The 13,002-nt window shown below is 72.3% G+C and carries 13 protein-coding genes; 4 read left to right on the top strand and 9 right to left on the bottom strand.

Features of this window, described 5'->3' with window-relative positions:
- Positions 1-76 precede the first annotated feature (76 nt).
- The gene (locus ACSRUE_RS45295) at positions 77-646 is read left to right on the top strand and encodes a hypothetical protein (RefSeq protein ID WP_193790775.1); all 570 of its coding nucleotides are present in this window, start codon (positions 77-79) and stop codon (positions 644-646) included.
- Here ACSRUE_RS45295 and ACSRUE_RS45290 read toward each other — a convergent pair whose 3' ends face one another.
- The 5 genes from ACSRUE_RS45290 to ACSRUE_RS45270 form a co-directional block, all read right to left on the bottom strand.
- Positions 647-2,104: a cyclic nucleotide-binding domain-containing protein gene (locus tag ACSRUE_RS45290; protein WP_437761710.1), complete on the bottom strand. Its 1,458-nt coding sequence runs from the start codon at positions 2,102-2,104 to the stop codon at positions 647-649.
- Positions 2,105-2,373: 269 nt separating this feature from the next.
- Positions 2,374-3,414: a retropepsin-like aspartic protease gene (locus ACSRUE_RS45285; protein WP_441288983.1), complete on the bottom strand. Its 1,041-nt coding sequence runs from the start codon at positions 3,412-3,414 to the stop codon at positions 2,374-2,376.
- Positions 3,415-3,417: 3 nt separating this feature from the next.
- The gene (locus ACSRUE_RS45280; RefSeq protein ID WP_441288982.1) at positions 3,418-4,524 is read right to left on the bottom strand and encodes a hypothetical protein; all 1,107 of its coding nucleotides are present in this window, start codon (positions 4,522-4,524) and stop codon (positions 3,418-3,420) included.
- Between the two features lie 116 nt (positions 4,525-4,640).
- Entirely contained in the window at positions 4,641-5,486 is an 846-nt protein-coding gene (locus ACSRUE_RS45275) for a ribokinase (protein WP_012233229.1), read from the bottom strand.
- A 35-nt stretch (positions 5,487-5,521) separates the two neighbouring features.
- Complete coding sequence (locus ACSRUE_RS45270) at positions 5,522-7,396, bottom strand: vWA domain-containing protein (protein WP_441288981.1); 1,875 nt, start codon at positions 7,394-7,396, stop codon at positions 5,522-5,524.
- A 363-nt stretch (positions 7,397-7,759) separates the two neighbouring features.
- Here ACSRUE_RS45270 and ACSRUE_RS45265 point away from each other — a divergent pair, with 363 nt between their 5' ends.
- Entirely contained in the window at positions 7,760-8,569 is an 810-nt protein-coding gene (locus tag ACSRUE_RS45265; protein WP_441288980.1) for an SIR2 family NAD-dependent protein deacylase, read from the top strand.
- 115 nt (positions 8,570-8,684) lie between these two features.
- Positions 8,685-8,924: a DUF378 domain-containing protein gene (locus ACSRUE_RS45260; protein WP_441288979.1), complete on the top strand. Its 240-nt coding sequence runs from the start codon at positions 8,685-8,687 to the stop codon at positions 8,922-8,924.
- 28 nt (positions 8,925-8,952) lie between these two features.
- Here ACSRUE_RS45260 and ACSRUE_RS45255 read toward each other — a convergent pair whose 3' ends face one another.
- On the bottom strand, positions 8,953-9,801 hold the full coding sequence (locus ACSRUE_RS45255; RefSeq protein ID WP_441288978.1) for an alpha/beta fold hydrolase: 849 nt from the start codon (positions 9,799-9,801) through the stop codon (positions 8,953-8,955).
- 189 nt (positions 9,802-9,990) lie between these two features.
- Between ACSRUE_RS45255 and ACSRUE_RS45250 the strand changes: the two genes are divergently transcribed.
- Complete coding sequence (locus ACSRUE_RS45250) at positions 9,991-10,860, top strand: isocitrate lyase/PEP mutase family protein (protein WP_441288977.1); 870 nt, start codon at positions 9,991-9,993, stop codon at positions 10,858-10,860.
- Between the two features lie 16 nt (positions 10,861-10,876).
- Here ACSRUE_RS45250 and ACSRUE_RS45245 read toward each other — a convergent pair whose 3' ends face one another.
- The 3 genes from ACSRUE_RS45245 to ACSRUE_RS45235 all read right to left on the bottom strand — a co-directional run bounded on the left by ACSRUE_RS45245 (position 10,877) and on the right by ACSRUE_RS45235 (position 12,983).
- Positions 10,877-11,461 carry a glutathione S-transferase family protein gene (locus ACSRUE_RS45245; protein WP_441288976.1) on the bottom strand — a complete coding sequence of 195 codons (585 nt, stop codon included), beginning with the start codon at positions 11,459-11,461 and terminating at the stop codon, positions 10,877-10,879.
- 61 nt (positions 11,462-11,522) lie between these two features.
- Entirely contained in the window at positions 11,523-11,669 is a 147-nt protein-coding gene (locus ACSRUE_RS45240; protein WP_441288975.1) for a hypothetical protein, read from the bottom strand.
- A gap of 822 nt (positions 11,670-12,491) precedes the next feature.
- Positions 12,492-12,983, bottom strand: a complete 492-nt coding sequence (locus ACSRUE_RS45235; protein ID WP_437761698.1) for an N-acetyltransferase family protein — start codon at positions 12,981-12,983, stop codon at positions 12,492-12,494.
- Positions 12,984-13,002: the final 19 nt, after the last annotated feature.

Below are 13,002 nucleotides of genomic sequence, written 5' to 3'. Positions count from 1 at the left end.
GTGCGCGGCGGCCCGCAGCGCGCCACGCTGGCCCCAACCGCCCGGGTGCATCTATCCTGGACGGGCGGCTTTGGCGATGAAGATCCGGGGGTCGGCGCTCATGCACACGAGGACCTACCTGCAGACGCGGTGGGGGAGCCAGGCCATGTCCGCCCTCGACGCCAAGCTGCCCGCCGCCGCGCGGGCGGTCTTCACGGCGCCCGATCTCGCGGCGCACAGCTGGTATCCCATCTCGGTCTGGAACGCGATCGCGGACGAGATCTCGCGGTGGCCCAACCGGTCCGGCGTCATCCGCGATCTCGCGGCCTACGTGGCCGAGCAGGACCTGACGCTCGCGCACAAGGTGCTGCTCAAGCTCGGCACGCCCGCGCTCGTCATGCGGCAGGCCGGCGTGATGTGGGGCATGTACTTCAACGGCGGCCGGCTCGCGCCCCTCGCCGAGGGAGAGCGGTTCTTCCGGCTGATACTTTACCTGGGGGTCGACCCGCAGTCCGACCCGGGGCGCCAGATCTGCAGAGACGCGGTGCCGGCGTGGCAGGAGAACGCGCTCCGGCTCTCGGGCGCGCGAGGCGGGCAGAGCCTCCACACGAAGTGTCGTTTCGAGGGACACCCCACGTGTGAATACGAGGTGCGCTGGCTCCGGTAGTCACCACTTGGTGCAGAAGGCGAACAGGTTCACCTGCGCCTCTTCCGCGACCACCTCCACGGGGGTGCTCCCGAACTTCGAGCGGGCGAACAGCGTCCTGAGATCATCGGTGCTGCGGTGGATCAGCTCCCACTCGAGGACGTGGTCCATGAACGCCTTGCTCGGGTTGTTCACCCCGAAATTGCCCACGACCGCGACGCCCCCGGGGAGGAGCTTGTCGTGCATGCAATTGAGGAGGCTCACGACCAGATCGTCGCGGAGATAGTCCGTGAGCCCGATGCTGTAGATCATGTGCTGGGGCTTGAGCACCGTCCTGCCGCGGCCGTGCGCCAGCCGCACCACGTTGTCCTGCGCGAAGCTGAAGCGGTCCATGACGCCGAGCTGGTCGGCGATGCCGGCCGCGTAGGCGAGGGCCTGGTTGTCGATATCGATGCACGTCGCCTTGATGTCGGGCAGCTCGCCCCCGTCCGCGAAGAGGTCGAACAGCTCCCGGGCGGGGCCGCTCGCGAGGCTGGTGATGTGGACCGGGCCGGACGCGTGCGCGCTGCAGGCGTCCCGGAGCGCGCGGCTCAGCACGCCTCTCCGGTTCTTGACGGCGCGGCAGGCGTCGATGGCGAGCCCCCACTGGTCGATGAAGCGGCCGAGCCGGCCGTCGCCCGCGGGCTCGTCGTTGTACATCATCTCGATGGTGTAGAAGTCGCCCGCGTAGCCGCGCGGCTTCGTGTAACACCGGTCGACGGTGCGGCTCAGCATGAAGAGCGAGAACGTCTCGCGGAAGACATAGGCGCCGATGCCCTTCTCGAGGTGGCGCTCGCGCTCGATGTGCTCGCGCAGCGCAGACACGATGGTCTGGCACGCGGCGCTCACCTTCTCCTGGATCTCCGCCTCGGGCTGCTTGGCCTCCTTCACCATCCTGTCGGCGATCATCATCTCGAACTTGAACTGTTCGACCGTGTCGATGAGCTTCGGAGGGATGTTGTTGGTGCCGGCCTGGCCCGTCCTCGCGGCGTGAAAGCGGTTGACCTGCGGCACGTCCTCGACGAGGAGCGGCGGGAGCATCGCGGTGTTCTCGCGGAGGCGCTGGGCGAGCATGATCGCGAGCGACTGGTAGAAGCGCGCCGCGAGCCCGGGGACGGAGGCGAGGAGCGAGTGCACATACGGGCCCTCGATGACGTCGAGCGTGCACTCCTCGCGGGCGACGACGGAGGCGCTCGCGGCGGCGCTCTCGAGGAACGACATCTCGCCGAAGATGGCGCCGGGGCCGAGCTGGCGGAGGGCCACGCCGCGCCCGAGATGGGCGACCTCGACCCCGACAAGGCCGCTGCGCACGATGAAGATGCCCTGCCTTCGCGAGCCCTCCTCGAGGATCTGCTCGCCCGGTCGGTAGGTGACGCAGCTCGACTTCTCCAGCAGCAGCCGCTCGTCGTCCTGGGTCAAGAACTCGAAACCTGTCGTCATGATGCCTCCCGAGCGCCGCGGGCGCCCCGGACTCGCGGAGGAACGGATCTCTCCCCCGCTGCGGCGACAGAGGCGTCCACGCGTGCGCCCCTTCTACCACGACGCATCGCGCCTCCGCTGAGGCATGGCGGTCCGCCCGCTGGCTCGGCGCCGATCGCGCCGCGGGTGCCGCGGGGCGCCTCGTTGACCGCGCCGCGGTTGCCGCGGGGCGCCTCGTCGATCACGCGCCGCGCTCGCGCCGAACGCGCGTCGCGCGGTCCTTCACCGGGTCACCGCGGGGCGCAGGCCGCGACGCCGCCGTCCTCGGCGAGCACCAGCACACAGGCGCGGAGCACATCCATGCCGGCAAATCCGTCCGACGGACAGGTCGCCCGCCGCTCGCCGGGAAGAAGATCGAACTCCGCGGCGGCGTCGAACCCCGCCATCCGGAGGCGAGCGCCCGAAAGGACGGGAACGGTGTGCTTGCCGGAGGCGGCGTAGGCGCTCCGATCGCCGGTCGCCCGGCGCGACAGCTTCTTGCCGGCCGGCGAGACGGCGAAGAGCGAGCTCTGCGATGCACCCGAGTCGATCTTCAGCGTGACGGCGATCCCCTCGACGCTCGCCTTCGCGGTGAGCTCGCTGCCCTGGTTCGGTCCGCCGCAGCGGGCGAGCTCCACGATGGCGGCCTCGCCGAACCGCGCCCGGAGCGCGCGTGCGGCCTCGTCGCGCGGAGCTTCGGTCATCCGGCCCTCGCGCAGGTCGAGCACGACGGCGCGGCCCGGCCCCGCGAGCTCCTGAGGCGCAACGACGCCGCCGATGCCGATGCGCTGCAGGACGTCGGGCATGCGGACGACGAGCAGCGCGGAGACCTCGACCCGGCCCCACCCGGAGAGCGCGAGGCTCGCGTCCTCGAGGCGGGACACCGCGAGGGGCCTGCCCGCGTGGTCGACGGCGACGTCGCCTGCGGTCGAGAGGGGCAGCGCGAGCTCGTCGGCGAGCCAGCGGGCGAGGACGTGGTGGGAGGCGCCGGTGTCGACGATCAGCACGGCCGGCTGGCCCGCCACGACGGCGTCGATGAGCGGCGAGGGGAACGCGCGATCGTTGAGGTGGTACTGGAGGCTGGCCCGGCGCTCGGGGCCCGCCGCCGGCGCCGCCGGGGGGCCCGCGGGTGAGGACGCGTCGCCGGCGCCGGTCGACGCCGCGCTGCGCGGCGAGGCCGGCGCGGCGCGGACCGCGGCGGGCTCGGCGCAGCCGGCCACCGCGAGCGCGCCGGCCGCGGCGGCGGCCGAGAGCGCGGCGAGGAGCTGCCTGCGAGCGCGCGGCACGAGCATCCGCTACTCGACGCAGCAGAGCGTCGACTGTCCCGTGGGATCCAGCGAGCCGCTGAGGTTCGTGCGCGCGGTGCAGGTGGAGCTGGTCGGCGTGCCGACGAGGTGAGCCGGGGGCGAGTAGGCGTACCCGCAGTACCGCCCGCCCTGCGAGATCTGGGCGTGATCGAAGCAGCTGTAGTCGTTGCCGAGCTCGACGCGGACGTAGTTGCAGTCGCCGCCGCTCGCGGTGCACGAGCACGACGAGCACGTCCGGGTGTCGTTGTACCCCCGGAACCAGTCGCTCTCGCGCCGCGCATAGCCGCTGCAGGTGGCGCTGCCGGACACGAGCGCGCATTGCGTCGCCGGCGAGGCCTGCCTCGGGACGCAGGCCTCGCCGGCGCCGCAGCCCACGCCCACGCCGCCGCTCGCGTGGCAGAACTTCCTGGACTCCTTCCACGTCGCCGGCGCGGGGATCGCCGTGCCGGTCGCGGTGCAGCTCTGGATCACGTCGAAGAGGCTCGCGCGCACGCCGCCCCAGTCGACGAACCCGTTGTTGATCGGCTTCGCGTCGCACGTGAACCCGACCCGCTTCGCGAGCGTGCCGCGCGTCCCGGCCGCGTCGGCCTCGCACTGCGACTCGTCGGCGTAGAGGTAGAGATCCGCCGCGCAGTCGGTGGGGTTCGGCGTGCAGCCGCAGCCCTCGCAGCCGCTGCCGGAGAGGCCGCGGAAGAGGAGCGTCTCCTTCGCGGTGAACCCGTCAGGGCACGACTCGGCCGCGTCCACGACGACGCCGAGCTCGAAGTTCGTGGGTGCCGTCAGGCAGACCGCGCCCTCCGCGCAGTCCGAGTCCGCGCAGTCGACAGCGTCGTCGCAGTCGTCGTCGCCCCCATTGAAGCAATCCTCGACCTGCGTGCAGCCGGTCGCCGCGCTCGTGCCGGCGCTCGCGCTCGTGCCGGCGCTCGCGCTCGTGCCGGTCGTCGCGCTCGTGCCGGCGCTCGCGCTGGAATGTTCGGTCGTCCCGGCGCCATCACCGCCGCCCGACCCGCCCGCGCCCGCGAAGTTGCGCTCCTGGACGCTGCAGGCCGAGAGGCTGACGAGCGCTGCTATCGCAGGCCCGCGAAAGTTCGTCATGCCGCCAGGATAGCCTTCCTTGCAGGCGAGGTGCAGCGTCATGTCCCGGAGGCGCGGCGCTCACCGCGAGGGCGCGTGATGGGCGAGGTGCCCTGGGACGCCGGGAGGAGAGGCCGTCACGGAACCGTGGAGCGCTGGAGGCGGCGCTCCACCTCGGCGCGCGTCGGATACGATGTCTGACACCCCTCGCGCTCGACCGAGATGCCCGCCGCCGCGATCGCGAACCGGAGTGTGGCCTCGATCGCCATCCCGGAGGCGAGCCCGCCGGCGAGCACGCCCGTGAGGGCGTCCCCGGCGCCCGTCGTGTCGACTGCGCGGGCCGGCAGGGCGGGGAGCTCCTCGCCCGACGGCAGCAGCACCGCGCCGCGCGCGCCGCGCGTGAGCACCACGCGCTCCGGCAGGTGACCGCGCAGCGCCTCGTGCTCGAGCTCGTTGACCACGGCGAGATCGAACCGGCCGACGAGCTCGGGATCGATGGCGTTGACGGGCGACGGATTGCAGATCGACAGCGCGCCGTCGGCCCGCGCTGCCGCCAGCACGCCGTCGATCGCCGCGGCCGGGATCTCGCCCTGGCAGAGCCAGACCGAGGCCCCGCACGGCGAGGGCGGCGTCACGAGCGCGTTGGCGCCGGGGATCGCGAGGATCTGGTTCTCTCCGGCCTCGTCGACGCAGATCAGGGCCACGCCCGTCGTCGCGCCGCGGTGGACCGCCACGGCGGAGAGCTCCACCCCGTCGGCGGCGAGCGCGGCCGCGCAGAGCTCGCCGTGCGCGTCGTCGCCGCGCGCGCCCGCGAGCCGCACGCGCGCGCCGGAGCGCGCCGCCGCGACCGCCTGGTTCGCGCCCTTGCCGCCCGGCGCGACGAGGAAGCGGCGGCCCAGCACCGACTCGCCGGGGCGCGGCAGCCGCGGGCCGTAGCCGATGAGATCGGCGGTGATCGAGCCGCAGATCGCGAGCAATCCCATCACCGCCGCATACCACGAACGAGGCGGCGCGCGCGTCAGTCGGCGTTCACGGCCACGGCGTCCGTCTTGCCATTGGCGAGCGCGCCGGCGCGGCGGATGATGCCGATGAACTCCTGCTGATCGCCCTTGCTGGACGCGGCGGCCCTCGCGATCTTCTCGATGTCGGCGAGCCTCCAGGTGCGCGCGTGCGGGCTGTGGCGCAGGACCTCCGCGAACCCTGCCACCGCGGACGCGAACCGGAGGTCGGCCGGCGCCGCGTCGAAGGTGGGGGCGATGGCGCCCGGGGCCATCTTGACCAGCGTCTCCTCGGCCGTGTTCGAGCCGAGCGGCGCCTTGTGGCGGAGGCGCACGACGATCGGCGCCGCGCCCTCGCCCTTCGGCGCGGCGGCCTTGAGCTCGACGTCGTAGAGGGCCGTCACGCTGTGCCCTGCGCCGATCTCGCCGGCGTCCACCTTGTCGTTCCGGAAGTCCCGGTCGGCCACGTCGCGGTTCTCGTAGCCGATGAGCCGGTAGCTCTTGACGAAGCTCGGGTCGAACTCGACCTGGATCTTCACGTCGCGGGCGATGACCTGGAGCATCCCGCCGACCTGCTCGGAGAAGACCCGCCGCGCCTGCGCCTCGCTGTCGATATAGGCGTAGTTGCCGTCGCCCTGGTTGGCGAGCTGCTCCATCATGAGATCCTTGTAGTTGCCCTGGCCGAAGCCGATGGTGGACAGCGTGATCCCCTTGTCCCTCGCGCGCTTGATCGTCTTCAGGATCTCGTCGTGGGAGGTCGGGCCGACGTTCGCGTCGCCGTCGGAGAGCACGATGACGCGGTTGACGTGCCCCTTCACGAGCGTCCGCTCGGCCAGGCTGTACGCGAGATCGATGCCGCTCGACATGGCGGTGGAGCCGCCCGCGGTGAGGTCGGCGAGGGCCGCGAGGATCTTCCCCTTGCTCTCGATGCCGGTCGGCGCGAGCACCTCTCGCACGCTGCCCGCATAGGTGCAGAGCGCGACGGTGTCCCCCGGCTTGAGGGTGTCGGTGAGCATCTTCAGGCTCTTCTTCGCGAGCTCGATCTTGTCCGGCGAGTGCATCGAACCGCTGGTGTCGACGAGGTACACGAGGTGCACCGGGGTCCGCTCCTTGACCGGCACGCGCTTGCCCTGGACCGCCACGCGCACGAGGTGGTGGCCCGACGTGAACGGCGAGGGCGCGGCCGCGAGGTGCACGGCGAACGGGCCTGTCGCGGGCGACGCGTAGCCGTAATCGAAGTAGTTGAGGAACTCCTCGGCGCGCACGGCCTGATACGGGGGCAGCGCGCCATCCATGATCTTGCGGCGCGCGATGGCGTAAGAGGCCGTGTCCACGTCGATCGCGAACGTCGAGAGCCGGTCCTTCGCGGGGTCCTCGACCGGGTTGACGCCGTAGTCCCGGTACGTCTCGCTGCCCTGGGGCTCGGGCGCGGTGACGGCGACGGCCGGGGGCGGGGGCGCGGGGCGCGCCACGGCGGTCGCCGCCGGGGTGGGCGCCCTCTTGGGCGCCGGCGCGCCGCCTGTCACCTGGATGCGCGCGTCCGCCCCGCGCGCGGCGCCCGCCTTGGTCGCCCGGGGCTGCGCGGACCCCGGCGAGGCCGGCGAGGGCGCCACGGGGGCGGCCGCCACGGGCGGGGCCGGCGGCGGCGCGGCCTCCGCGGGCGCGGCGTCACGGTCGACCGCGTCGCTCGCCGCGGCCTCCTCGCGCCTGGCGGTGGACGTGCGGCCCTCGTCTTGCGGCGCGTCGAACTCCGGCTGCATCGGCTGCCCGGCGGCGGCCTCGGTCGGCGCGGCCGATGCGGTCGCCGCCGTGGGGGCAGGCGTGGCGCCACCGCAGCCGATGAGCAGCGCGGTGACGAGGGCGGGGGCGACGAGATCGAGGGGCCGGGTGCGCATGAGGTGTCCTCCTTGAAGGGGATCGCGAGGGCGGATCCCTGCTGTACGTCCTCGTGGGTCGGCCATCGCCGAGCGCCACACACAGGTCCTTGCGGGGGCCGCACGCGCGGCTGCCCCATCGTGTGTTTTCCACGGGCGAGACGGGCCCTTCGCCGCTTTCGCTGCGTGAACGCCGCGTGTCGCCGGTCGTCCGGCGAGCCGGCGAAGGGGCTCGCGGCCGGGGCCCGCCGTGGCGGGGCTCGGCGCGTCCGAGTGCCAGGGAAACGCGGTCGTCTCGGCCGGCTTACACCCGAAATCGACGGGAGCTCGGATCGGGTCCTCCGCCCGCCTCCCTCTCGATCTATCCTCCCTCAGGGGTCCGTGATGAGCGAAACGAGCCGCGAGCGCTTCCAATCCACCCTGTGCCGCGCCAGGAAGATCGCCGTCCTGACCGGCGCAGGCGTCTCGGCGGAGTCGGGTATCCCCACGTTCCGCGGTGCTGGGGGGCTGTGGCGGCGGTACGAGGCGACGAGCCTCGCCTCGCCCGAGGCGTGGCAGCGCGATCCGGGCCTCGTCTGGGAGTTCTACAATCACCGCCGGGAGCGCGCCCTCGGCTGCGCCCCGAACCCGGGTCATCACGCGCTGGCGCAGCTGGAGGCGCGGTGGCGGGAGGCCGGCGGGGTCTTCACCCTGATCACCCAGAACATCGACGGCCTGCACGAGCAGGCGGGCTCCCGGAGCCCGGTGCGCCTCCACGGCTCGCTGTGGCAGGTGCGCTGTCTCTCGTGCGGGAGCGTGACCGAGAACCGTGACGTGCCCATCACGCCCGCCTTCGCGGGCAGCGGCTCCCCCGATCCGGAAGCCCCCGCCCGCCGCTTCACGGCGGCGGAGCTGCCGCGCTGCGGCTGCGGCGGCGTCCTTCGCCCTCACGTCGTCTGGTTCGGCGAGGCCCTCCAGGAGAGCGATCTCGCCGCGGCGGCCGCCGGCGTCGAGGGCTGCGATCTCCTGCTCGTCGTCGGTACGTCGGCCGTGGTGTACCCCGCCGCCGGCTTCGTCCCCATGGCCAAGCGCCACGGCGCCCTCATCGCCGAGGTCAACGTCGAGCCGAGCGCGATCTCCGGCCTCTGCGACGTCGTGTTCACCGGCGGCTCCGGCGCGATCCTGCCCTCGCTGCTCGACGTCACGCCGGCGTGAGCGCCGCGGCCCGACGGGCGCGGCGAGCCGGCGGCGTCAGCGTGGCGCGCTGTCGCGCCGCAGCGAGCGCGCGGTGCACGCCTCGCGCGGCGCGGCGCATGCTTCTGCCGGGGCCATGGAGCAGGTCAACCGTGGGATCTCAGGGCTAACGTGGGCGGCCATCGTCCTCGTCGTGATCGGCGCCGTCAACTGGGGGTTCGTCGGGCTGTTCGAGTTCGACGTGGTCGCCGCGCTCTTCGGCAGGCTCAGCGCGCTCAGCCGCATCATCTACGTGCTCGTCGGGCTCGCTGGGCTCTATCTGCTCTACGCCGCGGTCCAGCTCGGAAAGCGCGATCGGGTCACCACGATGCCCTGAGGGCGACGCGCCTCCGCACCCCGGGCGCTCATGCGCCCGGGCTGGCCTGGCCGCCGAAGCCGCGCGGACGGGCGGCGGATGCGCGCGCCTCGATGAACCGCGACACCGCGTCGACGAACGCCTCGGGGTTCTCCACCTGCGGCATGTGCCCTGTCGCCGGGATGAAGGTGAGCTGCGACCCCGGCAGCGAAGCGTGAAGCTTCTTCGCGTCGTCCGCGCTGTTGCCGAGGAGCTGGTCCGCCTCGCCCCAGACGAGGAGGGGATTCAGGTTGAGCGGGGCACTGAGACCTCCCTGGATGGCGGCGTCGAGCACCGCCTCCAGCTGAGGTGGATTGGCGCTCGCGAGGACGTCCCGCAGGGCAGCCGGGGCGCGGCCGGGATCGGCGTAAGCGCGGCTCAGGACCCGCGGGCCATAGGTCTGCTTCCGCATCAACGCGCGCAGCATCCGGCGGGGCAGCGGCCGCGCTCCGAGCCAGCCGACGAGGCGCGGCAGCGGGGGGATGGGAACGCCGTTGACGAACACGAGCCCTCGGCAGCGGGCCGCGAACAGGGTAGCGAAGCTCGACACGACCGAGACGCCGAAGGAGTTGCCGACGCACCACGCGCTGGAGACACCCAGCTCGTCCAGGAGCCGATCGAGCCAGCGCGCATAGGCGTCCAGGGAGCCGAGCCCCGGGGCGTCCGTGCGCCCGATGCCGGGCAGATCGGGCGCGAACACCTGGAAGCGCTCCGCCAATCGCTCCCAGACAGGCGCCCAGTGCATCGACGCCCCGCCCCAGGCGCCGTGCACCAGCAGCAGCGGCTCGCCCTGCCCGCCCACGTGGACGCTGGCAGGGCGGCCGTCGATCGCGATCTCCTTCAACGAAACCGTGCTCATGCCCCTCTCCTGTGCGGGATCATCGCGGGGCCATCCTGCCCCCGGGCGCCGGGTGCCCGCAACAGGAACGCACGCCGGCGCGCGCCCCCGTCCCTCCCTCGTGCGTGCGCGGGCGTTGGCTGAGCGCGCGGCGCCTCTCGGCCCTTCGCGCTTGCCTCGCGGGCAGCCGATCGCGGTATCGTCCCTGCCGTGTCCCCCGCTCAGAAGCTCCGCGATCTGCTCGCCTCGCCCGGCCTCCTCGTCATGCCTTGCTGCTTCGACGCGCTGTCGGCGCGGCTGATCGAGCAGGCCGGCTTCTCGCTCTCGTTCATGAGCGGCTTCGCGGTCTCCGCCGCGCGCCTGGGCGCCCCCGACACGGGGCTCATCTCGTATGGTGAGATGGTCGATCAGGCGCGGTCGATCTGCGGCGCCGTGTCGATTCCGGTGCTCGGCGACGGCGACACGGGCTACGGCAATGCGATGAACGTGAAGCGCACGGTGCGCGGTTATGCGCAGGCCGGGCTGGCCTGCGTCATGATCGAGGACCAGGTCGCTCCCAAGCGCTGCGGCCACACGCGCGGCAAGCAGGTCGTGCCCCGCGACGAGGCGTTCACCCGCGTCCAGGCCGCCGTGGACGCGCGCGACGAGGGCGCCGGCGTGCTCATCATGGCCCGCACCGACGCCCGCCAGACGCACGGCTTCGACGAGGCGCTCGCCCGCGCGCGGGCGTTCGCCGACCTCGGGGCAGACATCGTGTTCCTGGAGGCGCCCGAGAGCGTGGAGGAGATGCGAACGTTCTGCCGCGAGGTGCGTGCGCCGACGATGGCCAACATGGTGGATCACGGCAGGACACCGGTGCTGCCGCCGGCCGAGCTCGAGGCGATCGGCTACAAGATCGCGGCCTATCCGCTCACCCTGCTCTCGGTCGCCGCCGCCGCCATGCGCGAGGCGCTCGCGGCCCTGCGCGCCGGCCGGCACCCCGACCCGCGGATGAGCTTCGCGGCGCTCCAGGAGATCGTCGGGTTCCCCGAGTACTACGCTGAAGAAGCGCGCTATGCGCAGCCGCCACGCAAGGGGTGAGTCGCGGGCGCGCGCCTCATCCCAGGGGCAGATCCACCCATCGCTCGAATCCAGGCCGGCGCTTGATGCGGCCGTACCACGCGTCGACGTGCTGCAGCGCGGGCCGCTCGGTCTTCAGGTTGTACCACCGCTGCGCCGCGACCCCGAGGGGGATATCGGCGAACGTGAAGTACTCTCCCGCGGCCCACGCATGTCGTGACAGCTGCCTGTCGAGGATTCCCAGCGCGGCGAGCGCCGACCTGCGGGCGGCGTCGATCGCGGCCTGATCGCGGCGCTCTTCGGGCGTGCGCACGAGCTGCACGAGGAGCGTCCGGATCGGGGGCCACAGGGTCCCGAACTGCCAGTCGGTCCAGGCGTCGGCGCGCGCCCTGTCGGCGAGATCGCTCGGCTGGAGCGGCGGCGACCCGTAGCGCGAGAACAGATAACGCACGATCGCGTGCGACTCCCAGAGCACCAGCGGGCCGTCCTCGAGCGTCGGGACCAGCCCGTTCGGGTTGAGGGTGAGATAGTCGGCGTCCTTGACGCGCCCGAACGGCCCGCCGGCGTCGATGCGCTCGAAATCGAGCTTGAGCTCGTCGAGCGCCCAGAGGACCTTTTGCACGTTCGAAGAATTCTTGTGACCCCAGAGCTTCAACATGATGTTCCTTGTCCCTCGGCGCCGCTCAGGCGGCCGTCGTCGCCGGCTTCACGAACTTCGCGAAGCGCTCCACGTAGAACTCGACAGGATTCTGGATGGCTCGGACCGCGGGGCGCGCCTGCACGGCCTCGATCCACGCCCGGAGCCGCGTGACCTTGATGGCGTGCGCCACGCGAAGAGCTCTCCTGCCCTCAGGCAGAAGGGGCGCTCCGCTCACGGGCCGTCGTCGTGGCAGGGAGCAGGGAGCGTGCCAGGGCTCTATTGCAGGAACGGATCACAATCGTTTGCGCTGGCCGCGCGCTTGCTGCGACGGGAGCAGGGATTGCTGGTGATGTGCTGCTGCGGCAGCAGTGAATCCGGCGTGGGGCGTGGGAAGGCCTCTGCTGATCGAGGATCGACCCCTGTCGAGCACCCGGGAGACGTCGCGTCCGTCGGGATGAGGCGTGCTCAGATCTTCATCCTTCCTCCTCGTGTCATGGTTCGCAGTCCGCGCCACCTCCGCCAATGGCACCTCTGCTCGAGCGGTCATCCGTCGTCCGCGCGCGGGCGTGGACGTGGACCTCCTCCCGGTGTGCCGGGAGGGCGCGCTGATGTTTTTCGCTTTACTCTTCTATGGTGGACGATAGTCTGCTATAACGGACATGTCAAGACGCTCCTCGGCAGCGTCGATGTCCTCGGCAAGAGGTGTGTGGACCGGCGTGCAACGGCGATGATCGCTGCGGTGCCCGGGGATTGACCGGATGTGCGAGGGGTGTCTTCGTTGTACGCTGCGTGGCGTGGCGCCTGCTCGCCTCGACGCCCGAGCACTCCATGTCTCGTATGGTTCGGGACGTGGCCGTCGCGTGGTCCGATGGCCTGGGCAAGACAGCGTTGTCGTCGTCAAGCGCATGACGGCGACAGGCATGGAGCGACGCGATGACAGGTGAGCGCCAACGGATTCGGAGGTTCGGATCGCGGAGCGGCCGACGCGCCGATGGCGGGGCGGACGCCGCGGTCACTCGAGATCGAGCGTCATCTCGATCATCGTGCGACGGAAGCCGAACCGCTCGAACAGGCGCTGCGCGGCGGCGTTCTGCGTCGCGGTGTGGAGCACGATGCGCGGCGCGCCCAGGGCCCGGAGGCGCGCGATGACGGCCTCCAGGAGGATCGCGCCCGCGCCCAGCCGGCGCGCGGGCTCGGCGACATAGATGTCGTGGAGGGCGCCGCAGGTGTCGAGGAGGCTGTTCCAGTCGCGCGGCTCCCGGCGGCCGTAGGCGTAGCCGACCAGCGCCGGCTCGGCGCCGGTCCGCTCGGCGACGACGATCGCGGCGTCGGGGTTGGCGAGCTCGCCCGTGAGCCACCGCTCGTAGCCCGGCTCGATCGGCTCCAGGCACATGAAGCGGTGCGGATCGAGGGCGTGGTGCAGGCGGACGAGCTGCGCGGCGAAGCGCGCGACCTCGGGCATGTCGGCGCGCACCGCGAGGCGGGCGTTGACGGAGGGGAGCATCCTCCAGGATAGCCGAGCG

This window comes from Sorangium sp. KYC3313, assembly GCF_052075895.1.
GTDB lineage: Bacteria > Myxococcota_A > Polyangia > Polyangiales > Polyangiaceae > Sorangium > Sorangium cellulosum_B.
The sequence above is the reverse complement of the archived record's forward strand: the minus strand, read 5'-3'. Positions and strand labels throughout refer to the sequence as shown.

Bases quoted from the DNA above. Each gene is read 5' to 3' on its own strand.
- ACSRUE_RS45295 (WP_193790775.1), top strand. From the start codon at position 77: ATGAAGATCCGGGGGTCGGCGCTCATGCACACGAGGACCTACCTGCAG.
- ACSRUE_RS45290 (WP_437761710.1), bottom strand. From the start codon at position 2,104: ATGACGACAGGTTTCGAGTTCTTGACCCAGGACGACGAGCGGCTGCTG.
- ACSRUE_RS45285 (WP_441288983.1), bottom strand. From the start codon at position 3,414: ATGCTCGTGCCGCGCGCTCGCAGGCAGCTCCTCGCCGCGCTCTCGGCC.
- ACSRUE_RS45280 (WP_441288982.1), bottom strand. From the start codon at position 4,524: ATGACGAACTTTCGCGGGCCTGCGATAGCAGCGCTCGTCAGCCTCTCG.
- ACSRUE_RS45275 (WP_012233229.1), bottom strand. From the start codon at position 5,486: ATGGGATTGCTCGCGATCTGCGGCTCGATCACCGCCGATCTCATCGGC.
- ACSRUE_RS45270 (WP_441288981.1), bottom strand. From the start codon at position 7,396: ATGCGCACCCGGCCCCTCGATCTCGTCGCCCCCGCCCTCGTCACCGCG.
- ACSRUE_RS45265 (WP_441288980.1), top strand. From the start codon at position 7,760: ATGAGCGAAACGAGCCGCGAGCGCTTCCAATCCACCCTGTGCCGCGCC.
- ACSRUE_RS45260 (WP_441288979.1), top strand. From the start codon at position 8,685: ATGGAGCAGGTCAACCGTGGGATCTCAGGGCTAACGTGGGCGGCCATC.
- ACSRUE_RS45255 (WP_441288978.1), bottom strand. From the start codon at position 9,801: ATGAGCACGGTTTCGTTGAAGGAGATCGCGATCGACGGCCGCCCTGCC.
- ACSRUE_RS45235 (WP_437761698.1), bottom strand. From the start codon at position 12,983: ATGCTCCCCTCCGTCAACGCCCGCCTCGCGGTGCGCGCCGACATGCCC.